Origin of the sequence: Chengkuizengella sediminis (genome assembly GCF_010078385.1) — a bacterium.
Lineage (GTDB): Bacteria > Bacillota > Bacilli > Paenibacillales > KCTC-33759 > Chengkuizengella > Chengkuizengella sediminis.
The window spans coordinates 25897-45677 of record NZ_SIJC01000019.1 but is presented as its reverse complement, the minus strand read 5'-3'; the positions used below and the strand labels follow the sequence as shown (position 1 = coordinate 45677).

The following is a 19781-nucleotide window of genomic DNA, read 5'->3' as shown; positions in this document are numbered from 1 at the left end:
AATCGAAATAACTTTATGATATTTTATGCGGTAAGAAATCTATTCGATTGGACTTAAATAACAATGTAGCAAAATTGTGTTCTCTCCTATTCCTTATACTTATATCTTGCTATAAATAAAAAAATCTATTATACAGAATACGCAATACTTTTCTTTCAAGGTCGGTAAGCATCAGGACACCCCCACAATATCACCAAACTTAATCCACTCATATTCATGCTCATGCTCTAATTTAATTTGTCTTAATTGGGTATCGAATTTAGCTACTGTTCCAGTCTTAAATGCATTCTGACCAAAAGCTCTGAACAATTCAACTGTAATTTTTGATTTACTTAACATGGAATCTGATAACTGTTGAGATATAATATTGACTTCTTCCTCTGCAAGTTCTGGTTTCGTTTTTCTATTTCTTTCTTTTTGATAATAGTTCATGAGTTCTTTATGTTCAGGTAGTATTATACGGCTTGCTTCCCACATCATATTAGAACCAGGTGTTAGTTTATTTTCTTTCATTTGTTTCACCCCTTAAGAACATTTGTTCTTATTATATAAGAGGTACAGGAGGATACGCAAGAGCACAATTTAATATTTCCAAAACAAACACCCAATCAAAACACTCATAAAAACATATGATGGATTAAGAGAATAAATAAAACTAGAACTATTTCAAAAAAACAGAAGACCACTTTCAATTTGATGTAAACCTCACTATTTATAGTGGGGTTTTAATCTATGAAAAATGTGTACTTACCCTAAGACACCCGTCCAATCAAAATAGATTTTCCTTTCATAGTATATATTACATCTAATATAGAAAGGAGGGATTAACATGAGTGGACACAGTGGTTCTGCTACTGGTGCAGCTATTGTACTGGTATTATTTATACTTTTGGTTATTATTTTAGTAGCTGCAAGTGGAGGTTCGAGATATAATGAGGGTGTCAATTTCGAGAACTTATGGATGCGAGCATTTTGATAAAGTTTTTGGGTACTTTAATTTTGTATTAATTTTTATATAAATATTTGATACCCCCCACCAGCTACACTATGAGCCAGTGGGGATCTATTCACTTCTCTACTGTATTTTTCACACCACTCCATAATCCACTAGCAGCTAATCCCATTACAATACCAACTAAAATAGCTTGCTTTGGATCACCAGGAGCCACATAAAAAATACCAGTTGCTACCCCTAATACCAAGGATAAAACTGGTTGAAATTTAGCCCCTAACCCTAATTGTTTTGCTAAGTGAACTAAAGCGACTATAATCGGTACGATTGCAATATCGTATACTTGAAAATCCATAATTAATTTTCCCCTTTCAATCTAGTTAATATAACGGCTAACTGTTCTCTAGTAACTGGCTCTGTTGGTCTGAATGTATCGTCTTCAAAACCTATCATTAACCCTTGTTCAGCTATATTTTCTATAGCCGTAACAGCCCAATAGTTATTAGGTACGTCTTTGAATTTTGTTTTTGCTTGATTACTCATTTCTACATCACTCCTAAACTTGTTCATATCAATTACAGGACAAGACTTCCAACTATATCCTAGATACTCAGAATGTCCTTTAATCTGTGTAACATTTGGAAGTTGCCTTTTCAAATAATCTACTAACCATAATGATGATTGATATTGTTTTTTAGTAGGTAACTGTTTTCTAAAGTCGCCAACCATGCAGATTCCTAAAGCATGTTTGTTGGAGTTGCCAACATGATAAGTAATCACATCGTGATCCCAACACCAATAGATTCTACCGTCATGGTCAATGACATAAGGGTAGGCAATCCCTGGCCAGTTGTTATTACCTACATGATACCTTGCAAAAGATTCAGCACTTCCAGTGAGGGTAAGTGAATGATGAATCCCGATGGAACGAATATCTTCTAATCTACGTTTTTTATATTTCTTTATTTTATGTTCTGGTAGTTTTCCTCTTAGATCAGTTATATTAGGAGCTATCACGCTATCACTTCCTTTCTAAATTCACTGAAATAAATAGAAGATCACCGCACCAATCGTGGCAGTGATCACATATTTAAAAAGCTCCATCCAGCCTTGACGTTCTTTAAGATTGTTTGCTGTGGTGTTTGATAAAGCATTGAATAATTTTGTTTCTAAACTATCTAACTTTTGCAGGATCTGATTTACATAAGCTTTTGTTCCTTCTTGATGTGCGTATAATTGCCTTATATCCTCCTCATGTCTTTCATCATTAATTTCCAATTTATCAAGACGACGTTTCATTTCTACTTGCTCAGTATCCAAACGATTGACTTGTCTCATAATTTCTTCCAATCTCTCCACCCCCTAAAAAAGACATAAATAAGCAACCATACAAAAAGGACCGCAAAGGGTCCCTGAGTTAAAAAATATTGAATGATATTTAATTCCAATCTCCCTCACCCTCCTTAAAAAAAATAACCCTGCCTATTTAAAGCAGGGTTCAGAACCACTGTGTCCACTCATCTTAATCCCTCCTTTCTATATGATGTACTATATACTATGTTAAATCATACAAACTGCTGCAATGGGCTTTGTATAGTACCCTGCCGAAATTCTTCAACTCTTGCAGCTAATGCCTCCATCTCATTAAATGTATCTAGGTCTCTAGTGAAATCTAATAGATCTTGTGGATTTGTAAAATCAATTGAACCCCCTGATGAGCCATATCTCGAACGTCCTCTTGCAGCAACTAATATGATAACGAGAAGAATAAAGAGTACTAGGGCAATGGCAGCTATTCTACTAAATCCTTTTTTGGATGCTTTTTTAGATGCCATAGAATCATCCCTCCTTTCTATATGATGTACTATATACTATGTTCAGAAAATCTATTTTGTTTGGACTGGTGTTCTAGTGCAAGTACACATTTTTCATAGATTAAAACCCCACTAATAAATAGTGAGGTTTACACCGTAGAGAGATTCTATGAGCGCACACCCTCCTATTACTAGGAGGTAATATATTCTATGTTAGTACCTTTCATTTGGTATAGACAAGTGACTTGATTGTTTGAAAATGTGTTATTATACCAATTCAAACAAATAGGGCATCACAAAAACATTGTGCGCCCAATCTCCTTGTGAGCGAAGAAGATCTTGTTGAAGTAATTAGTATGATTACTAGGAGTATAAAGAGCACTAATACAATACCAGAACCTGTAGCAGAATTATGCTTACCCATAAGCTCAACCTCCTTCCAATATGATGTAATATATAATATGTTCAGAGGATCTACTTTGTTTGGACTAGTACCCTAGTGCAAGTACACATTTTTCATAGATTAAACCCCACTATTTAATAGTGAGGTTACCGTAGAGAGATTTTATGAGTAAATTAGTAGGTGCCAACATATTCTATGTTCATACCCTTCATTTGGTATAGACAAGTGACTTGCTTGTTTAAAAATGTGCTTTATCCTAAGTTTGTTACTAGTGCTCAGCTATATTAAAGCATAAAAAAAGAACCAATACAGTCAATGGCTCCTCATCGTTAATAGAAAAGGTTTCCCTGCAAATGGTGCTTCAAAGTGTTTACATTTTGTCTCAATAAACTTAATTCTCTTATGTCCATCCTCGAAATCAACTTTAATTTCAGGATCTTCAAAATGTTGCAATAGTTTATCCAGCATTAACTTGAGTTCATGGCCAATTAGAATTTTACCTGATTTACACTTACTGATATACTCCAACAAATAAGAATGAGTACCATCATACTCAGCCTGAATAACGTTATAAGGATAATCACTCATTCAAACTCATCCATATCATCGTCCTCATCTACAATGTTCTTTTGAAAGACCCCTTTCAGTGTTTTGATTGCTACAGCATAACTATTAATATTTTGCCTGTATTGTTTAGCTGCTTCTACAGGTTTTTGTAGTTCTGGACATTCAGGGTGAACTTTAACCATACCTGTTTGTAGTAACACCTCTTTAAGCACAGTATTTTCAGCTTTAAGATAGGCAGCATCATCAATTAATCCTTCTACTAGCTTCCTCTTTGACTCTTCTACTTCTTTGAATATCTCGATTAATTTCTCGTATTCTTTCTTATAAATTTCACTTTTTGTATCAATTCAAAAAACCTCCAATCAATTTCAAAATTTAAGGTCTGTGTGTAAATTGGGTAGGCAGCACGGTCTATAAAAAATACCCCTTTAATTAAGAGGTGGGGGGGTATCAATAAATGGCATATCATCATATATTCTTTTAGAAATCCAAATTTCATACATACACTTGCGTATAATATCTTAGCAAAATCACTCCACATTGGTTCTTCTGAAAGAAAATTTGTATTATCTGTGTCACTAATCAAAGCTTCCATTATTTTGTCGTGAAGTTTAATTGAAATACCATCCTTGCTTTTCTTTACTTCACTGATCATTGAGCCATCGACTTGATCCATATCTTTGAAATAAACCTCGTTAGAAGATTTCAACATAGGAATGATATCCTTCACACTTAAATCTGAATTTAGCAGTGCTTCAACCTCTCCTGTAACGATGTCTTTTCTAAAGAAAGTAATAAAGTCTGTAATGTCAGCAAAGGCAATTTTGATGTATTTATTCAAGACATCCATGGCATCTAAAAATACTTCTTGAGCCATAGCTCCTTTTAAGTGTTTAATTTCTTGTGAAACTTACGGTTTCTTACAACTCACTCCCTGTAACATGTGCTCTATCAGCAGCATAACCTGCGTTAATAGCAGATTGGGTTGCATTGAAGGTTTTTACATAGTAAATACAAAAAAGCCTTTGTTTATCGGTTAATTCGTCCGATTCAATAAGGCTCTTTACTACTTCATTTGATTTCGTTTTCTCGGTTGCATCCTTTGCAACCTTTTTTGCATCCTTTTTATTTAAGGTTGCATCCTTCTTCCACTTTTCTCTGCTCTTTCTACTCTTTAATGTTCCAAGTTTAAGACCATGCTTGGTAGCCAGATCCTTTAACGTAATGTAGGTTGATTCGTATTCCTTTCTTATTTTATCCCAGTTCATATCAAGGCATCACCTCACACCTCCATAATTAATTATATGCATAATAAAAAGCACTACTATGAGTGCTTACCTTGAATTAATTATTTTCTTTTTTCTCATTTCTTTCAGCAAGTAGCTGCTCTATCAATTGATTATTACGTTCCATAATTTCATTAGCTCTTAGATCATTATCAGTTTTTGATTTCATAAAGCCCAAACCCTTAACTATCGCATAAATGTATAATACACTTGTCGCTAGACCAAAGACTATTGTTGCTAATGAAAATAAACCCATTAATCCATACATTAAGTCCATTCTCCCTTGTTGTTATTTAGTTGTATTCACAGATTATATTTTAACATAAAAAATCTTTTTCACTATTTTTTATCATCCTGCTTCCCTCCCCTAGCACAATGGATGATATTTTCCCATAAAAAAAAGAGCGCTTAATGTGCGCCCTAATGTTAACCGTTTAACAATAAAATTTTATTTTCAAACTATAAAGTAAATACAGTGGCTTTTAGACTTCGAGATGCAACAAAGATATCTTCTACAGAGAATGTAGAAACTCTTGTAACTTTTAGCTCATACGTATTGATTCCAATACTTGGATTATCATCCAATATAGGAAAATTTGGAAAGTTTGTATGCCTTTCTGTATTATTAGAATTATCATAATCCATTTCGTCATTTATTGTTGCAATGATTGTGCCATTTCGCATGATTTCATATCTCACTTCAAAAGTTACAGGATTCTCAAACGCCAGTATAGCAATTTGAGCCATTGAATCCAGTGATACTTGTGTTTTCTGTGGCTGTTTAACACATACATCGACAGTAGCTACAATTTCAAAATCACCATCATCAGGAAGCACGATTATATTTTCAGACGCTGGATCATACGGATCTAATACTGAAAACGTCTGGGCTACGACAAAAGGACCTTTCTTTAATCCCATAAACTTACCTCCCAACTTCTTAAATTAAAATATCATTTCACACTATCTTATGAACAATCTAATGTAGTTGCTTGGACTCTTATCTATGGGCTGGAATGGAAAAAGAGCGCTTATGTGCGCCCTTCTGTTAACCGTTTAATCATAAAATTTTATTTTCAAGCTGAGATCTATAATGTTATTACTGTTGCTTTTATGCTCCTGGATGCAATAAACAAAAGTTGTATATTCTCATCTGGTGTAACCCTTGTACACCTGAGATCATACGTATTGATTCCAGCACTTGGATTATTATCCACTAAAGGAAAGTTTGGAAAGTTTGTATGTCTACCTGGAGGTGTTGTAGAAGTAGGTACGTAGTCCATTTCATCATTGATCGTTGCAATGACCTCTCCATTACGCAAGATTTCATATGTCACTTCAAAAGTTGCAGATACATCCCCACCTGCCGCAGTTACAGCAATTTGAGCCATTGTATCTAATGAAACTTGTATATTCTGTGGATGTTTAACACATACATCGACGGTAGCTACAACTAAAGGCGTTGGAGGTATAGTGCTAGGAAGGAGAATTGCACCAGCATTAACATCATATGCATCCAAAACTGAAACCGTATCAGCTACTATAAAAGGTCCCTTTTTTAGTCCCATAAACTTACCTCCCAACTTCTTAAATTATCCGTTTATCCTATCTTATGAACAATCTAAAGAAGTTGCTTGGACTGATGTCTGTAGACATTCAAACAAAAAAGAGAGCTTATGTGCGCCCTTCCTTTATATCTCATAATATAATAATACTATGGATTAACCGTCAATTTACCGTCAATATTTCCACTCTCTTTCTAATACTCCCCAAAGCTTCAATGTGTTTGTTACTGAACATAACCCTTCTGTTAATCTCCGATCAAATGTTTTTGAACTTACAGAGTATGGCATGAAATTCATAGTTTCCTTGTAGCTGTATCCTCTTAAATGTCTATAGTACATTGCTTTCCGTTCTTCTTCGTCTATAATCAAGGTTACAGCCCTTTCAATGGCTTCAGTGAGTATTTTATATTCCAAGTATATTAACCGTCTTTTCTCGTCAAAAACTACAGTGTTAGCAGTCTTGTTTGAATAGTATTCCTCATTACTTTCCTTCTTTGCTGTCTCACCCTCAACGTCCGTTTCATACAAATCTACAGCATGTTTTTCATAGTCCTTCATCAAGATTTTCATATCAGGGTATTTTTTTAGGTAAAATTTCGTTTGTTCTTTATCTTGTTCAGTGATACTTGGAAATAACTCTATCATTTTTTTTCACCCCCAATGAACACTTATTCTTACCCTCGGTTAGTCCACCAACTACCGAGGGTAATTTCCATTTAAACCTCTTTCACAATTTCTTTTCCTCTTCTGTATCTAATCTTTGTCCCTTTATAAACAAATTCTCCAGTATGTTTAAGCCAAATTGTTTTAAATTTTTCTATATCAATGTTAATCACTTTGTTAGATTCAACATCATACTCACAACCAACACACATATATCGAACTCTAATTCCCTGTATTTCTTCTCTATTTCTCTCAATCTCTCAAATTCTTCTGATGGTAAGTTTGCATTTGTATCAACCAACCTCTTTCACTCCTTCCAACTCCTCTAAAGCTTGTAACAAACGTAAAGCATCACACTGCGTCTCCTCAAAATTAATTACTCTTCGCCTTAATTCATCATCTATCGGACCCCATAAAACGAATTTGCCATATTCATAGTTATCTGCATAACCTCCGTTAAATGCTAAAGCTATAGTACAAAAGAATTCTTCGTCTGCTGCATTGTCTATCTCTTTGTTTGTTACACCTACATCATTTAATCTTTTGCGGTTTTCTTCACTGTTTTCTATTAAGATATAGGCATCTTCTCCACCTGACTCTTCATAAACTTCAAAATTATTTAATACATCTAATACTGTTTGTTTATCTTCTATTGTTAACTCTCTCATGCTCTTACCCTCCCATTATTTAACACTTGTTCTTCTTTTCCCCCTTCATCTATCATTAAATAAACAATATAAAGGATAAATTTATGGATAAAACAACTCTTACTACTTACGTGCTTTTTAGCTTGATACATTGTGGATTTGTACTTTTTGACAATCGCTCCATTAAGAAGGCATTGATTAGCATACCAACATCATTTGCTATTACTATTGTGTTGCATTATTTTGCTGTCTTTTTCGGATTTAAGGCTTTACTTATACTAATTGCTACTCTTTTAGTGCTGATTATTTGGTTTAGACTGAACCACTGCTTTAAATCTTATAAAAAGAAATGATTTAATACTTATAAAATTCCATTTTATTGTTAAATTGCTCTTACCTCTTTCTTCACTGTCCAATGTCCCTTAAAACTCAAACAATTAATTGTTGTGCTGCTACTTCGTTGATATCCTTTCTAACTTCAATTCAATTGTTAAGCTGCTGGTTTACCCAACTTCCAAACTTGATCCACAATCTTTAAATAATCAACTGGAACTTTCCCTTGATTGATTGGATACGCATTTACGTCTAGTGTTTCAAGACTTATACTTTGTGTTCCTCGCTTCCCTTTCTGTCTACCCTCCCAATAGTGTTTGAGAGTGATAAAAGGCATGAGGTATATCGTTCTGTGTTTAACAAAGGAAATTAGGATAAAACTAATCGCTCCATGTCTATGACATTTCTCTAAATACTCAAATTGGTGATCCTCAATGTTAGAGAGTGGGAATCTATTAAGTTGCTTTGTTGACTTCGCTTCAAACACAATTGAAAGTCCTTGATATGTTCCGTCATAGTCCACTGTTGATGGCTTTTCAAGAAACCCTGATATCCTGCCACCACTCATTCCAAGTATTTTTACAGGTGTTGGACGTTTATTGATTACAGCTTGTCCCTTACGTTCATACATGGCATTGGTGTAATCTATCATTTGTTCAAACCCCATTCCTCGGTTAGCGTAAGTCATTCCAAATCCCCCTTTTCAACACCGACCAAATTAGTATCTATAATCAAATTCCTTAGTTTATCTATACCGTTAATCACTTTATTTCCTGTCTGCTGCAGTTCCTTTACTATTTCAAAATTTTGAATGGATGTTGATTTCATCACCGACATTCAACAATTTTGTGTAGTCTAAAGGTTTATCCATTAATAATCTCAATTCTCTTTCCGTTGCAAAAACTATGAAAGTTCTTTCACCGTCCACTACTTCCCCTTGACCTGCAATTATCATATCCTCACCCTTTCTCAACTAACCTCTTCCACTAACTAACTCCCTTGCATCTTCACCATCAATTTGTCTTGTTAACTTTAATTCATCTTTTGTTTCTGCCCTACCACCTTCAGATGGTTGAATAACAGAGAGTTTAGGTTTACCAGATGTTCCGTTAGATCTTGTTTTGTATTGATTCCGTTGACTCTTTTGGTTCTCAAATTCCTTTTGCAACGCTTTGATATCTTCTAAGGTTCTAGCGTTCTGATCGACTAGTTTTCTAATAAAGCCATGAATGAGTTTGTTGTTTGCTAGATTTGTTGCTTCTTCAAGCCTGCCACTCTCACCTACTGTCATTTTCTTTCGATCCTTAATATCCGATTCATTTCTAGTAGTTGTATCCAGTATGCATCCATTCTTTTCACTCGATAAGTTCCAATCATAAATTTCTTGTAGCATGATCTCTTCTATGGTCATTGCTGATGCTGCACCAGAATCTAAAATGGCTTTAATTGTTGCCATCAATGGCTATCACCTCACTTTATTCTAATTTTCTTTGTATTAATTAGTGAGTATGAAAGATATAACACAACTAGATACAGCTACATTTTGATTTTCTTCTTCCACAATCACAAGTCCTTGCCCTACATCACCTATTGTGCCTTCCACTGTTTGATCAAAAAGTCTAATTAATACTTCCTCACCTCTTGGTAATGAGTTCGTGAAATTGGTTATGGGGTTTTCGCAACAAACACATTCTCCTTTGATATTTTTTTGTATTGGTTTTAAATTTACTGTAAATTGTTCATCTTCTAAAGATCTAATAGTAGTTATATTACAAATAGGAATAGTTGCCTTTTGACCACCAAACACTTCACCAGAAACAATAAAATTTTTCACCTCCATAATTGGAAAACAAAGAGAACCACCAAAAGTATTAAAAATAATTTCTTTTCCCATTAATTGCTCTAAAACACATTGCATTGGACCAACACAACAATCACAAATGGTTTTATCAAATACACCCATGACATTACCTCCTCTTAGATATTTTTAAGATAGGTTATGCAGTAACAGCATTCATTGATTGGACGAAAGACTTATTTTATTTTTAATTTTGTCAAAAGTTATCCTCGCCTTTTCATATAATTTTTTTCTAATAAAAAAAGAACGCAACAATGCGCCCTTCCTGTTATCCGTTTAATAATAAAATTTTATTTTCAAACAATCTATGATGTAAATACTGTTGCTTTCAAACTTCTGGATGCAACAAAAATCTCATCTTCTATTTCACTTGTTAAAACCCTTGTAACTCTGAGTTCATACTTATTGATTCCAGCACTTGGATAATTATCTAATAGTAAAGGAAAGTTTGGAAAGTTCGTATGCCTTCCATTTTGACCCATAAAACTAGCAGGAACAAAATCCATTTCATCATTGATTGTTGCAATGACAATCCCATTACGCAAGATTTCATATGTTACTTCAAAAGTAGAATCAGTTGCTCTTACTGCGATTTGAGCCATTGAATCCAGTGATACCTGTGTTCTCTGTGGATTTTTAACACATACATCGACAGTAGCTACAATTGCAAAATCGCCATCATTAGAAAGCTCGATTATATTTTTAGACGCTGAATCATATGGATCTAATACTGAAAATGTCTGAGCAACAACAAAAGTTCCTTTTTTTAGTCCCATAAAATCGCCTCCCAACTTCTTAAATTAAATACCATTTCACACTATCTTATGAAGAATATAACTTAATTGCTTGGACTCTTATCTATAGACATTCGTATAATTAAACGCTCTAACAAAAAAAGAACGCAATAGCTCCCTTCCTGTTATCCGTTTAATCATAAAATTTTATTTTAAAACTGTAATCTATACTGTAAATACAGTGGCTTTTAAACTTCGGGAACCAACAAACGTTGCAGATGACCAAATACTCTTGTACATACGAGTTCATACGTGTTAATTCCAGCACTTGGATTATTATCCACTATAGGAAAGTTTGGAAAGTTCGTATGCCCTTCCTTCGTCAGCAACTGCATAATCCATTTCATCATTAATGAATGTAAGACGTTCTCCATTACGTAGGATCTCATATGTCACTTCTCATTAAATTATCCGTTCATCCTATCTTATGAACAATCTAATGAATTTGCTTGGACTCTTATCTATGGGCTGGAATGTAAAAAAGATAGTCTCAATGGAGATAAGATTCCCCATTGAAACTATTTATTGGTCTATATACAAAGACCCGCTGCTAAAATTGAAGTACGATAGATTCCAAGCCAAATCCTCCGCTATTACTCTTGGGGAATTTTGGTTAAATGTTAATTGAAAGTTAGTTAAATTTAAACAAAAACCGCAGCTGCTAAAATGATAACTAAAAGAATGAATAGTACTAAAACAATTACAGCTCCACTACTTGAACGTCCACGGGAATAACCACCATAACAACTCATTGTAATATCCCTCCTTTATTTATGACGTAATATAGAATATGTTTAGATATCTAATGTGATTGGACTGATGTTCTGATACAAGCGCACATTTTTCCAATGTGCTAAAATCTATGTAACAGTAGTAATTGAATAAAACACAGAAAAACCTCACTTCATAGATCATAGATAGTGAGGTTTTTTTATTTTTTCTTCCCCCTTCTAATTTGTTGCTCCCAAATGTCAGTAAATCCTGACAAAATAACTTCCATTCATCATGTTCGTACAGTAACATTTTCACTACTCTTTCAGCATATGTTTTAACAATGTTTATTTTATAGGCATAAAATATCACCATTATGACTTCAAAGAGAGGACGGAAACCTTATGTGTGGAATAACTGGATGGATTAATTGGAATGATGATTTAACAAAGTACCCAACAATTCTGGAAGACATGACAAAAACACTAGCTCCACGTGGACCTGATGCTTCTGGAACTTGGATATCTCCTCATTGCTCTCTTGGTCACCGCAGATTGAGTGTCATTGATCCAGAAAATGGAGCACAGCCGATGTGGCGTAAATATGATTACCAAACATTTGTCATTGTTTATAACGGTGAGATTTATAACGCATTTGAACTTAAAGAGGAACTTATAAATCGTGGACATACATTTCAAACTAATTGTGATACAGAGGTTGTATTAATTTCTTACATTGAGTGGGGAGCAAAATGTGTAGAACGTTTAAATGGAATTTTTGCATTTGCAATATGGAATGATTTGCAAGAGAAATTATTTATAGCAAGAGATCGGGTAGGAGTAAAACCTCTATTCTTCTCATACCATCATTCTACTTTTTTATTTGGATCAGAGCCAAAAGCCATATTAGAGAATCCTACATTCAAACCAGAAATTGGTGCCGAAGGTTTAGCCGAAATATTTGTCATTGGACCAGCTCGCACGCCAGGACATGGCATATACAACAACATGGAGGAATTAAAACCCGGTTATTGTTTGGAATTAGAAAAAAATGGTTTGAAAAAATATCCTTATTGGAAATTAGAATCACACCCTCATTTTGAAAATGAAGATCAAACAGCTCAAACGATTAGAGAACTATTGATCGATACAGTGGAAAGACAACTTGTTTCAGATGTGCCTGTATGTACATTATTATCTGGTGGTTTAGATTCTAGCGCTCTTACAGCGATAGCAGTAAATTATTATAATCAAACAAAACAAGGAACTGTGAATACATTCTCCGTCGATTATGTAGACAACGAAATTCATTTTAAAGAAAATGATTTCCAGCCAAATTCCGATCAACCCTGGATTCGACGAATGAGTAGTTTTTTAAACACGAATCACCAAAACATACAATTTGATACCCCAGAGTTAGTAGAATCTTTAAAAGCGGTTGTGGATGCACGTGACACTCCTGGAATGGCTGATGTGGATGCTTCACTTTATTTATTTTGTCGTGAGATTAAAAAACAGGCTACAGTGGCTATATCTGGCGAAGCTGCCGATGAGATATTTGGTGGATATCCTTGGTTTCATAGGGAGGATTCTTTAAATGCAAATACTTTTCCATGGTCACTTACACTAAATAAAAGGCTTGAAATTTTATCAGATGAACTAAAAGAGTGGATTCGTCCAGAACAATATGTAGAAGATCGTTATGCACAAGCAATAGGGGAAGTTCCCCATTTAAAAGGAGAAACTAAAGTACAAAAACAAATGAGACAAATGTCTTATTTGAATATTACTCGTTTTATGCCAACTTTATTGGATCGAAAAGATCGGATGAGTATGCGAGTGGGTCTTGAAGTTCGTGTTCCGTACTGTGACCATCGTTTAATTGAATATGTATGGAATATTCCCTGGGAAATTAAAACAGCAGGAGATCGTGAAAAAGGCATCCTAAGAAAAGCATTAAAAGGAATCCTGCCTGAGGATGTCATTCAACGTAAAAAGAGCCCTTATCCTAAAACACATAATCCCGATTACACGGAGGCTGTAAAAAAATGGATTTTGGAAATACTTGATGATCCTTCTTCTCCACTACAATCTTTAATTAACGTAAAAAAAATTAAGGAAATCGCCAACTCCGATGTAAAATCTTATCATTTCCCTTGGTTTGGTCAATTAATGTCAGGACCTCAGTTATTTGCTTATTTAGCTCAGGTGGATTTATGGCTTAGAAAATATAATATTAGTATAAAATGAATTTTATACTAATACACTTATCAATGACCATTAGAAGAAATGCTGCCGAATCCTTCTTTAGAAGTATATTTCTTTGTGAAGGATGCTCCAACATTCAAAACGTCAAAATTCCGCAACACGTAATTACTTTTATTTCTTCACACTGCAAATAAACATAAATAACATTATGGAAATTGAAAATACTTGCCTTAGAGAAAAACTAATAATAAAGGGAATAAACGGTCTTATTTAGTTATTTTTTAAGATTTTTTTAAATTAGCGGGAAATATGGTCCTTATTATGTTGTATCTAGTCCAGATATGGCAGTTTTATGTGAATATGGATGAAATAAGACCAGGATTTCCCTCAATTTTTATTTTGAGCTAATTTTATAAAGGATAAGACCAAAAATTCCCGTTATTTCATAACTAAATCTCTTCCAACTAAAAGTGTATACCACATCTAATATTAAATTTATGAATCTTAAACTAAAGAAGACTCGCCAATTGACGAGTCTTCTTTAGTTTATTCTGTTTTTCCCGCATTCCTCAAAAACTTCCTGTATTGATAATTCCTACAAAATAGCTCATCCATGATCAGATACGATGGATCAGTACAACTGTCCTAGTTTAACTTTCAGGTGGAGGATGATGAAAACGCCACTGACAGAAAGGTTTACTTTAATATTTCGTATAATTTATTTAATGCATTTGCACGGTGGCTGATTTTATTTTTTTCATCAACATTTAATTCTGCCATTGTACTTTCATATTGAGGCAAATAAAATAGCGGATCATAACCAAAACCAAACTCACCTCTTGGTTGATCTATAATCCATCCTCTACATGTCCCTTCAACCTTAATCACTTGATCTGAAACAGGATTTACAAGCACAAGCGCACACATAAACTGTGCTTGGCTCAAGCATCCATTTTTATCAGGTTCGATATTTAATTTATTTAATTCACTTAGAAGTTTATGATTATTTAAACTATCATTACCATGTTCACCAGCATATCTTGCGGAATAAATACCAGGGGCTCCATTTAATTGATCAACGCATAAACCTGAATCATCTGCAATGACTGGGGTGTTCAAATGATTGGCAATGATTCTTGCTTTTTTTTCTGCATTTTCTATAAAAGTATTGCCATCCTCAATAATTTCTGGGACTTGATCGATATCTGCTAAGCTCCGTACTTCTTTATTTAATTTGTGAAACAGCTTTGTAAATTCTTTAACTTTTCCTTGGTTTTTAGTAGCTACTATTACAATTTCTTCGTTGATCATTATTTAACTCCTATTTTTTTACTAATCTCACCTAAAGCATCTTTTTGTAATTGAATAATAGTTTGAATCCCAGATTCAGCTAAATCAACTAACTCTGTAAATTCTTCTTTGGAGAATGGTGCATCTTCCCCTGTACCTTGTAGCTCTACAAATTTACCTTGACCTGTCATCACCACATTCATATCTACTTTCGCTGTGGAATCTTCTTTATAATTTAAATCTAACAAAGCTTTTTCATTAACAATCCCTACACTTACGGACGCTAAATAGTCTGTAAGTGGAAATTGCGGCAACTGTTTTCCTTTGAAAAATTTATTTATTGCAAGTGCAGTGGCTACAAAAGCACCCGAAATGGAAGTCGTACGTGTACCTCCATCCGCTTGAATTACATCACAATCTAAAGTTATCGTTCTTTCCCCCAATGCCTTTAAATTCACGACAGAGCGAAGTGAACGACCGATTAAACGTTGAATCTCCATTGTTCTACCACTTAATTTCCCTTTTGCCGCTTCACGTTGATTTCTTGTTTGAGTGGCTCTAGGGAGCATTGAATACTCTGCATTGATCCAACCTTTACCCTGCCCTTTTAAAAAAGGAGGAACTCTATCTTCAATACTTGCTGTACAAATCACTTTCGTATCACCAAATTCAATTAATACAGATCCTTCAGCATATTTGTTAAAATCTGTTGTAATTTTAATCGGTCTTAATTCATTATTTGATCTTCCATCTATTCTCAATTTAGTTCCCCCTAATATTGTTATGAACTTATCGTATGCATTTTTTTATTTAGAATACACCTCATTTTACCAAAACATTGATTTAACTTAAACCCACAAGCTTTATTTCTGCAAAAAAAATGAAACCGTCAATTCACAATCATATTGACGGTTAAGGTATAAGCTTCAAAGCTTTACTTCACTTTTGTGGGTACTATTACATTTCAAATATATTCATATAAGCGGGTTTTGTTACTGGTGTATTATAACTTTCATCATTAATTAAAAACTGAAATTGTGTAGCATTCGTATTTTCAGTAAGTGATAAAATAATGGACTGTAAACTTTCTTCTGATACCATTTGATCTATACCTAAAATATGATCACTTAGGTTCAACGTTATTAAGTCTTGGGATTGATCAGTATTGATAACTTCAACGGATGAAATCATCACAGAATTTAAACCTGAAGGCTCAAATGGTCCTTTTATTAATTCATTCAGTGTGGCTACTACAATATCATCTGGATTTTGAATTAACCTTGTAACAGGTACATAATAATTTTGCAAATCTTTGGTCTGGTTTAAGAAATATAATGTAACAGGCGATGTTTGACTTAGCGGAACTCCTTCAGACTTTTCAATATTAATCCCCATCTCTCTAGATAATGGCTCATGAAGTGGAATTCCTTGTGCAGGCATTTTTTTCAAAGTTTCTCCATTTACATTAATAATAACTTGATCAACAGTTGGAAAATCTGTCAAGGCCCATGTAACTGCTTCTAAAAGCTTACGTTCGTCATTCATTTCATAGTTTAAAAAATCTTCTGAAAAATCTACAATAGCTAGTTGATTTTCGATATTCAGTCCTAATATTTCTGTCCCACTCGGAATCACAGGAGTGAAATCATATGGTAACTTTTCAGAAATAGGTCCATCCTCTACCATATATCTCAGCTTTTGCTTTGCAATTCCCTCCACATAAGGAATATTCATAGTTACAGGTACGACATAACCATATTGATCTTTAAAATATAAGGACATCTGCACATTTTCAATTGCTTCCTCATCGCTGTATACTTGATCATCATCGAGTTCTAAACTGGCCATGATATCGTTAGGAGGCGGATCAATCAGTTTACTTTCCTCTGCGTCCCATAACGAACACCCTGCTGTCATTGCCAGGAGAACTAGAAGTGATACGAATGTCACTTGTTTTATCCATTTGTAATGATTCATGTACTTTTCCTCCCCATCTAGGTTTTGTACTACTATGTATACGAGCTTAGTTATAATTTATACTTCATTTTGTCCAATTTTAATTTTGAAAAAAATATTCAAGTGTAATCAGAGACATAATTTCTTCTTTTTCTGTGATGATTAGGAAATTAAAATAGGATAATTCTATTGTGTATTGTTTAAAATAAGGTACATATCATACTTGGAGGAAAAATTTAAATGTCTTATCAATTAGATAGTGAAAAAGTAAAACAAGTAACTCTGGAAAGTTTGAAAAAAAGAGGGGTTAGCTTAGAGGATATAGCTGAATTAGTTTTATTTTTACAAAAAGAATATTTTCCTGATTTAACAATTGAATATTGTGTGAAGAATGTAGAAAAGGTTTTACAAAAACGAGAAGTTCAAAATGCTATTCTAACTGGAATTCAATTAGATATATTGGCTGAGCAAAAAAAATTAGAATCTCCATTATTAGAAATGATTGAAAATGACGAGGGGTTATATGGATGTGATGAAATTTTGGCCTTATCCATCGTAAATGTATATGGGAGTATTGGTTTTACCAATTTCGGATATATAGACAAATTAAAACCAGGTATACTTAAAAAATTAAATGATAAAGATGATCAACCTATTCATACGTTTCTAGATGACATCATAGGTGCGATCGCTGCCGCTGCAAGCAGTCGAATCGCACATTCAAAACATGGAGCTGTGGAATAATGACTAAGCTTGTTTGTGACCTACTAAAATAAGACGTGGAGACGTTTTTTCATCATAAGGAGCCTGATCATAATTCCCAAACACGTAATCCAACTGCAATTCAGCAGAAGATATCATATGTTCAAATGCAGACAAATCGTATAACTTTACTTTTTCAATATATGTACGTTCTTGATTTTCACCTTTAATGATAATACGTTTTTGTACAAACTCCTGTTCAATAGTACGATATTCTTCAATTTTCACACCCTCTGTAGAACGTTCTGAATAGGGAACCAAATGTTCTTTTACAACACTAGCATTCAAAAAATCAATAATAAATTTCCCGTTCGGTTTTAAAATACGACTTAATTCTAATAAAACTTTACTGTTTTCTTGATCTGATTCGAAATAGGCAAAGGATGTAAATAAATTTACTACAGCATCAAAAGATTCATTTGTTGGAATTTTTCGCATATCCCCATGAATCCAAGTTACTTTTTTATTCTTATCTAGTTTTTTTGCTTCTTGAAGTAATACTGCTGATAAATCCATACCAGTAACTGTATAACCAAATTCCGATAAAGCCATTGAGTGTCTTCCCATACCACAACATAAATCAAATACAGATGATTTATCTTGTAAATGCAACCATTTGATCATTTTTTTTACTTCTTCATAAGCATTCTGTAAATTTCTATGTCTATAAACCAATAAATAATCTTCACCGAAGCTATCTTCGTACCAATTATGCATAAATGATTCCTCACTTTTAAATTCGTGATATTTATTTTAACATTCAAAAACCTTCTTTTCCAATCCCATAATAACAGGAAAGTCAAAGAAGGTATTCAATGAATGTGAAATATACACATGATTATATTTTCAATTCTCCAAGCCTTATTAATTCAACGACTGCCTGTGAACGACCTTTAACATTTAACTTTTGCATGACATTGGAGATATGATTTCGAACTGTCTTTTCGCTTATATACAACTCTTTAGCAATTTCTCGAGTTGTTTTGTCTTGAACTAACAGTTCGAATACTTCACGTTCACGGTTTGTTAATATGAATTTTCCTTTATCGTCGCTACCCTTCAATATCGTCACCCCTCCTTGTTTGGGTTTAGAATTACAAGGTCAAGGGATACAGTCAAATTATTTTATGAAAAGTAGCGGTCGATGGTGCGGCAGTTTTCGAAAAATAGGCTATAAATTTATCTATTTGTTCGATTCATTATACTGCGCTGATTATTGTTGTCTTTATAATCTACATTTTTATCCATATTCATTGGGAAAACTCGATTCATAAATGTATTAAATTCATCCATAAACCCTCTAACAGGTCTACCTTCACCAATATCAACCATGTAATTATTAATACGGTCTACAAAATTGGCATTTGCAGAAACATACACATTTTTCACATTATTATCCATCGATTTTACTTTACTGGATATTTTCTTTTTCACATCATCTGTCATTGTATCAGAAAATGATCGAACCTTTTTACCTGTATTCATTCCTAAACCATAGTATTCAGTATTACCTTTAGAGGTGCCTTTAAGCGATTTTCCTTTCATGGATTTTCTTGTCATTCCATTTTTAGTATTGTCAGTTAATTCCACTGCAATGTAAGCATTATTATCCGTTAGTAATACATTTGCTCTATTTACTTCTTTCATGTTTACAATTGCATTTGCAATCTTTTTACTTTCTCTCACATTTGTATTTTGGTGTACATTATTTGCACGCATGTCACTGGCCCGTAGTTTATCTGTATTTAAGATGTTATTTCGGGTATTCATACCTAAACGGTTTGCATTGTAATTCCTATTCGAGTCATATACTCCATACGGGCTAACATTATCCCCTGTTCGATTATCCATAGCACCTTCATTATCAGTTGTACAAGCACTTAATGAAAAGATAAGTGAACCAGCAACAATTAATTTAGTAAACATTGAATTTACCATTATACGCCTCCATCCTATATTGATTTTTTGTATCT

General features: G+C 33.7%; 33 protein-coding genes. 3 read left to right on the top strand and 30 right to left on the bottom strand.

What is annotated here, in order from left to right:
• Positions 1–171: 171 nt before the first annotated feature.
• Positions 172–513, bottom strand: a complete 342-nt coding sequence (locus EPK97_RS20855; RefSeq protein ID WP_162038560.1) for a YolD-like family protein — start codon at positions 511–513, stop codon at positions 172–174.
• Between the two features lie 316 nt (positions 514–829).
• On the opposite strand from EPK97_RS20855, the gene EPK97_RS20850 reads away from it, so the two are divergent.
• The gene (locus EPK97_RS20850; protein WP_162038559.1) at positions 830–976 is read left to right on the top strand and encodes a hypothetical protein; all 147 of its coding nucleotides are present in this window, start codon (positions 830–832) and stop codon (positions 974–976) included.
• A gap of 91 nt (positions 977–1067) precedes the next feature.
• Here EPK97_RS20850 and EPK97_RS20845 read toward each other — a convergent pair whose 3' ends face one another.
• The 23 genes from EPK97_RS20845 to EPK97_RS20740 all read right to left on the bottom strand — a co-directional run bounded on the left by EPK97_RS20845 (position 1068) and on the right by EPK97_RS20740 (position 11634).
• Positions 1068–1307, bottom strand: a complete 240-nt coding sequence (locus EPK97_RS20845) for a hypothetical protein (protein ID WP_162038558.1) — start codon at positions 1305–1307, stop codon at positions 1068–1070.
• Positions 1308–1309: 2 nt separating this feature from the next.
• Positions 1310–1969 carry an N-acetylmuramoyl-L-alanine amidase gene (locus EPK97_RS22470; protein WP_162038557.1) on the bottom strand — a complete coding sequence of 220 codons (660 nt, stop codon included), beginning with the start codon at positions 1967–1969 and terminating at the stop codon, positions 1310–1312.
• A gap of 21 nt (positions 1970–1990) precedes the next feature.
• Positions 1991–2302 (bottom strand): hypothetical protein, encoded by a 312-nt coding sequence (locus tag EPK97_RS20835; RefSeq protein ID WP_162038556.1) that lies wholly within the window; start codon positions 2300–2302, stop codon positions 1991–1993.
• On the bottom strand, positions 2287–2400 hold the full coding sequence (locus EPK97_RS20830) for a BhlA/UviB family holin-like peptide (RefSeq protein ID WP_162038555.1): 114 nt from the start codon (positions 2398–2400) through the stop codon (positions 2287–2289). The genes EPK97_RS20835 and EPK97_RS20830 overlap by 16 nt, the downstream gene beginning before the upstream one ends.
• Positions 2401–2517: 117 nt before the next feature.
• A complete protein-coding gene (locus EPK97_RS20825) occupies positions 2518–2787 on the bottom strand; it encodes a hypothetical protein (protein WP_162038554.1) in 270 nt (89 codons plus the stop codon).
• A 256-nt stretch (positions 2788–3043) separates the two neighbouring features.
• Positions 3044–3190, bottom strand: coding sequence for a hypothetical protein (locus tag EPK97_RS20820; RefSeq protein WP_162038553.1), 147 nt, complete (start codon positions 3188–3190; stop codon positions 3044–3046).
• A gap of 291 nt (positions 3191–3481) precedes the next feature.
• Positions 3482–3757: a hypothetical protein gene (locus EPK97_RS20815; RefSeq protein ID WP_205690292.1), complete on the bottom strand. Its 276-nt coding sequence runs from the start codon at positions 3755–3757 to the stop codon at positions 3482–3484.
• Positions 3754–3936: a hypothetical protein gene (locus EPK97_RS21585; RefSeq protein WP_205690290.1), complete on the bottom strand. Its 183-nt coding sequence runs from the start codon at positions 3934–3936 to the stop codon at positions 3754–3756. Before EPK97_RS21585 ends, EPK97_RS20815 begins: the two co-directional genes overlap by 4 nt.
• Positions 3937–4037: 101 nt before the next feature.
• Entirely contained in the window at positions 4038–4634 is a 597-nt protein-coding gene (locus EPK97_RS22285; protein ID WP_338075740.1) for a terminase small subunit, read from the bottom strand.
• A gap of 22 nt (positions 4635–4656) precedes the next feature.
• On the bottom strand, positions 4657–5004 hold the full coding sequence (locus EPK97_RS22280; RefSeq protein WP_162038551.1) for a terminase small subunit: 348 nt from the start codon (positions 5002–5004) through the stop codon (positions 4657–4659).
• A 76-nt stretch (positions 5005–5080) separates the two neighbouring features.
• Positions 5081–5290 carry a hypothetical protein gene (locus tag EPK97_RS20795; RefSeq protein WP_162038550.1) on the bottom strand — a complete coding sequence of 70 codons (210 nt, stop codon included), beginning with the start codon at positions 5288–5290 and terminating at the stop codon, positions 5081–5083.
• Positions 5291–5481: 191 nt separating this feature from the next.
• The gene (locus tag EPK97_RS20790; RefSeq protein WP_162038549.1) at positions 5482–5943 is read right to left on the bottom strand and encodes a hypothetical protein; all 462 of its coding nucleotides are present in this window, start codon (positions 5941–5943) and stop codon (positions 5482–5484) included.
• A 167-nt stretch (positions 5944–6110) separates the two neighbouring features.
• The gene (locus EPK97_RS20785) at positions 6111–6590 is read right to left on the bottom strand and encodes a hypothetical protein (RefSeq protein ID WP_162038548.1); all 480 of its coding nucleotides are present in this window, start codon (positions 6588–6590) and stop codon (positions 6111–6113) included.
• Positions 6591–6761: 171 nt separating this feature from the next.
• Positions 6762–7232, bottom strand: coding sequence for a hypothetical protein (locus EPK97_RS20780; RefSeq protein WP_162038547.1), 471 nt, complete (start codon positions 7230–7232; stop codon positions 6762–6764).
• Between the two features lie 187 nt (positions 7233–7419).
• The gene (locus EPK97_RS22275; RefSeq protein WP_276609522.1) at positions 7420–7551 is read right to left on the bottom strand and encodes a hypothetical protein; all 132 of its coding nucleotides are present in this window, start codon (positions 7549–7551) and stop codon (positions 7420–7422) included.
• Complete coding sequence (locus tag EPK97_RS20775) at positions 7544–7918, bottom strand: hypothetical protein (RefSeq protein ID WP_162038546.1); 375 nt, start codon at positions 7916–7918, stop codon at positions 7544–7546. Before EPK97_RS20775 ends, EPK97_RS22275 begins: the two co-directional genes overlap by 8 nt.
• 469 nt (positions 7919–8387) lie before the next feature.
• Complete coding sequence (locus EPK97_RS20770; protein ID WP_162038545.1) at positions 8388–8918, bottom strand: Holliday junction resolvase RecU; 531 nt, start codon at positions 8916–8918, stop codon at positions 8388–8390.
• Positions 8919–9029: 111 nt separating this feature from the next.
• Entirely contained in the window at positions 9030–9203 is a 174-nt protein-coding gene (locus EPK97_RS20765; RefSeq protein WP_162038544.1) for a hypothetical protein, read from the bottom strand.
• Entirely contained in the window at positions 9204–9686 is a 483-nt protein-coding gene (locus EPK97_RS20760) for a hypothetical protein (protein ID WP_162038543.1), read from the bottom strand.
• A 39-nt stretch (positions 9687–9725) separates the two neighbouring features.
• Positions 9726–10193: a hypothetical protein gene (locus EPK97_RS20755; RefSeq protein WP_162038542.1), complete on the bottom strand. Its 468-nt coding sequence runs from the start codon at positions 10191–10193 to the stop codon at positions 9726–9728.
• Between the two features lie 200 nt (positions 10194–10393).
• Entirely contained in the window at positions 10394–10864 is a 471-nt protein-coding gene (locus EPK97_RS20750) for a hypothetical protein (protein WP_162038541.1), read from the bottom strand.
• Between the two features lie 206 nt (positions 10865–11070).
• Positions 11071–11256, bottom strand: coding sequence for a hypothetical protein (locus tag EPK97_RS20745; RefSeq protein WP_162038540.1), 186 nt, complete (start codon positions 11254–11256; stop codon positions 11071–11073).
• A 267-nt stretch (positions 11257–11523) separates the two neighbouring features.
• Positions 11524–11634, bottom strand: coding sequence for a sporulation protein YjcZ (locus tag EPK97_RS20740; protein ID WP_162038539.1), 111 nt, complete (start codon positions 11632–11634; stop codon positions 11524–11526).
• A gap of 363 nt (positions 11635–11997) precedes the next feature.
• Here EPK97_RS20740 and asnB point away from each other — a divergent pair, with 363 nt between their 5' ends.
• On the top strand, positions 11998–13842 hold the full coding sequence (gene asnB, locus EPK97_RS20735) for an asparagine synthase (glutamine-hydrolyzing) (RefSeq protein ID WP_162038538.1): 1845 nt from the start codon (positions 11998–12000) through the stop codon (positions 13840–13842).
• Positions 13843–14496: 654 nt separating this feature from the next.
• Here the strand turns inward: asnB and EPK97_RS20730 are convergent.
• From EPK97_RS20730 to EPK97_RS20720, 3 genes are all read right to left on the bottom strand, one after another.
• On the bottom strand, positions 14497–15111 hold the full coding sequence (locus tag EPK97_RS20730) for an XTP/dITP diphosphatase (protein WP_162038537.1): 615 nt from the start codon (positions 15109–15111) through the stop codon (positions 14497–14499).
• Entirely contained in the window at positions 15111–15851 is a 741-nt protein-coding gene (rph, locus tag EPK97_RS20725; protein ID WP_162038536.1) for a ribonuclease PH, read from the bottom strand. Before rph ends, EPK97_RS20730 begins: the two co-directional genes overlap by 1 nt.
• Positions 15852–16047: 196 nt before the next feature.
• Positions 16048–17067: a GerMN domain-containing protein gene (locus EPK97_RS20720; RefSeq protein WP_162038535.1), complete on the bottom strand. Its 1020-nt coding sequence runs from the start codon at positions 17065–17067 to the stop codon at positions 16048–16050.
• Positions 17068–17286: 219 nt separating this feature from the next.
• On the opposite strand from EPK97_RS20720, the gene EPK97_RS20715 reads away from it, so the two are divergent.
• Entirely contained in the window at positions 17287–17790 is a 504-nt protein-coding gene (locus EPK97_RS20715; protein WP_162038534.1) for a phosphatidylglycerophosphatase A family protein, read from the top strand.
• Between the two features lie 3 nt (positions 17791–17793).
• Here the strand turns inward: EPK97_RS20715 and EPK97_RS20710 are convergent, their stop codons facing one another.
• From EPK97_RS20710 to EPK97_RS20700, 3 genes are all read right to left on the bottom strand, one after another.
• Positions 17794–18525, bottom strand: a complete 732-nt coding sequence (locus EPK97_RS20710; protein WP_162038533.1) for a class I SAM-dependent methyltransferase — start codon at positions 18523–18525, stop codon at positions 17794–17796.
• 121 nt (positions 18526–18646) lie between these two features.
• Positions 18647–18871: a helix-turn-helix domain-containing protein gene (locus tag EPK97_RS20705; protein ID WP_160645613.1), complete on the bottom strand. Its 225-nt coding sequence runs from the start codon at positions 18869–18871 to the stop codon at positions 18647–18649.
• Positions 18872–18987: 116 nt separating this feature from the next.
• The gene (locus EPK97_RS20700; protein WP_162038532.1) at positions 18988–19746 is read right to left on the bottom strand and encodes a YhcN/YlaJ family sporulation lipoprotein; all 759 of its coding nucleotides are present in this window, start codon (positions 19744–19746) and stop codon (positions 18988–18990) included.
• Positions 19747–19781 lie beyond the last annotated feature (35 nt).

Bases quoted from the DNA above. Each gene is read 5' to 3' on its own strand.
- EPK97_RS20745 (WP_162038540.1), bottom strand. From the start codon at position 11,256: ATGGAGAACGTCTTACATTCATTAATGATGAAATGGATTATGCAGTTG.
- EPK97_RS20855 (WP_162038560.1), bottom strand. From the start codon at position 513: ATGAAAGAAAATAAACTAACACCTGGTTCTAATATGATGTGGGAAGCA.
- EPK97_RS20760 (WP_162038543.1), bottom strand. From the start codon at position 9,686: ATGGCAACAATTAAAGCCATTTTAGATTCTGGTGCAGCATCAGCAATG.
- EPK97_RS20775 (WP_162038546.1), bottom strand. From the start codon at position 7,918: ATGAGAGAGTTAACAATAGAAGATAAACAAACAGTATTAGATGTATTA.
- EPK97_RS20795 (WP_162038550.1), bottom strand. From the start codon at position 5,290: ATGTATGGATTAATGGGTTTATTTTCATTAGCAACAATAGTCTTTGGT.
- EPK97_RS20700 (WP_162038532.1), bottom strand. From the start codon at position 19,746: ATGGTAAATTCAATGTTTACTAAATTAATTGTTGCTGGTTCACTTATC.
- EPK97_RS20815 (WP_205690292.1), bottom strand. From the start codon at position 3,757: ATGAGTGATTATCCTTATAACGTTATTCAGGCTGAGTATGATGGTACT.
- EPK97_RS20780 (WP_162038547.1), bottom strand. From the start codon at position 7,232: ATGATAGAGTTATTTCCAAGTATCACTGAACAAGATAAAGAACAAACG.
- EPK97_RS20710 (WP_162038533.1), bottom strand. From the start codon at position 18,525: ATGCATAATTGGTACGAAGATAGCTTCGGTGAAGATTATTTATTGGTT.
- EPK97_RS20715 (WP_162038534.1), top strand. From the start codon at position 17,287: ATGTCTTATCAATTAGATAGTGAAAAAGTAAAACAAGTAACTCTGGAA.
- EPK97_RS20720 (WP_162038535.1), bottom strand. From the start codon at position 17,067: ATGAATCATTACAAATGGATAAAACAAGTGACATTCGTATCACTTCTA.
- EPK97_RS20785 (WP_162038548.1), bottom strand. From the start codon at position 6,590: ATGGGACTAAAAAAGGGACCTTTTATAGTAGCTGATACGGTTTCAGTT.
- EPK97_RS20755 (WP_162038542.1), bottom strand. From the start codon at position 10,193: ATGGGTGTATTTGATAAAACCATTTGTGATTGTTGTGTTGGTCCAATG.
- EPK97_RS22280 (WP_162038551.1), bottom strand. From the start codon at position 5,004: ATGAACTGGGATAAAATAAGAAAGGAATACGAATCAACCTACATTACG.
- EPK97_RS20750 (WP_162038541.1), bottom strand. From the start codon at position 10,864: ATGGGACTAAAAAAAGGAACTTTTGTTGTTGCTCAGACATTTTCAGTA.
- EPK97_RS20770 (WP_162038545.1), bottom strand. From the start codon at position 8,918: ATGACTTACGCTAACCGAGGAATGGGGTTTGAACAAATGATAGATTAC.
- EPK97_RS20820 (WP_162038553.1), bottom strand. From the start codon at position 3,190: ATGGGTAAGCATAATTCTGCTACAGGTTCTGGTATTGTATTAGTGCTC.
- EPK97_RS20790 (WP_162038549.1), bottom strand. From the start codon at position 5,943: ATGGGATTAAAGAAAGGTCCTTTTGTCGTAGCCCAGACGTTTTCAGTA.
- EPK97_RS20850 (WP_162038559.1), top strand. From the start codon at position 830: ATGAGTGGACACAGTGGTTCTGCTACTGGTGCAGCTATTGTACTGGTA.
- EPK97_RS20740 (WP_162038539.1), bottom strand. From the start codon at position 11,634: ATGAGTTGTTATGGTGGTTATTCCCGTGGACGTTCAAGTAGTGGAGCT.
- EPK97_RS20730 (WP_162038537.1), bottom strand. From the start codon at position 15,111: ATGATCAACGAAGAAATTGTAATAGTAGCTACTAAAAACCAAGGAAAA.
- EPK97_RS20825 (WP_162038554.1), bottom strand. From the start codon at position 2,787: ATGGCATCTAAAAAAGCATCCAAAAAAGGATTTAGTAGAATAGCTGCC.
- EPK97_RS20845 (WP_162038558.1), bottom strand. From the start codon at position 1,307: ATGGATTTTCAAGTATACGATATTGCAATCGTACCGATTATAGTCGCT.
- asnB (WP_162038538.1), top strand. From the start codon at position 11,998: ATGTGTGGAATAACTGGATGGATTAATTGGAATGATGATTTAACAAAG.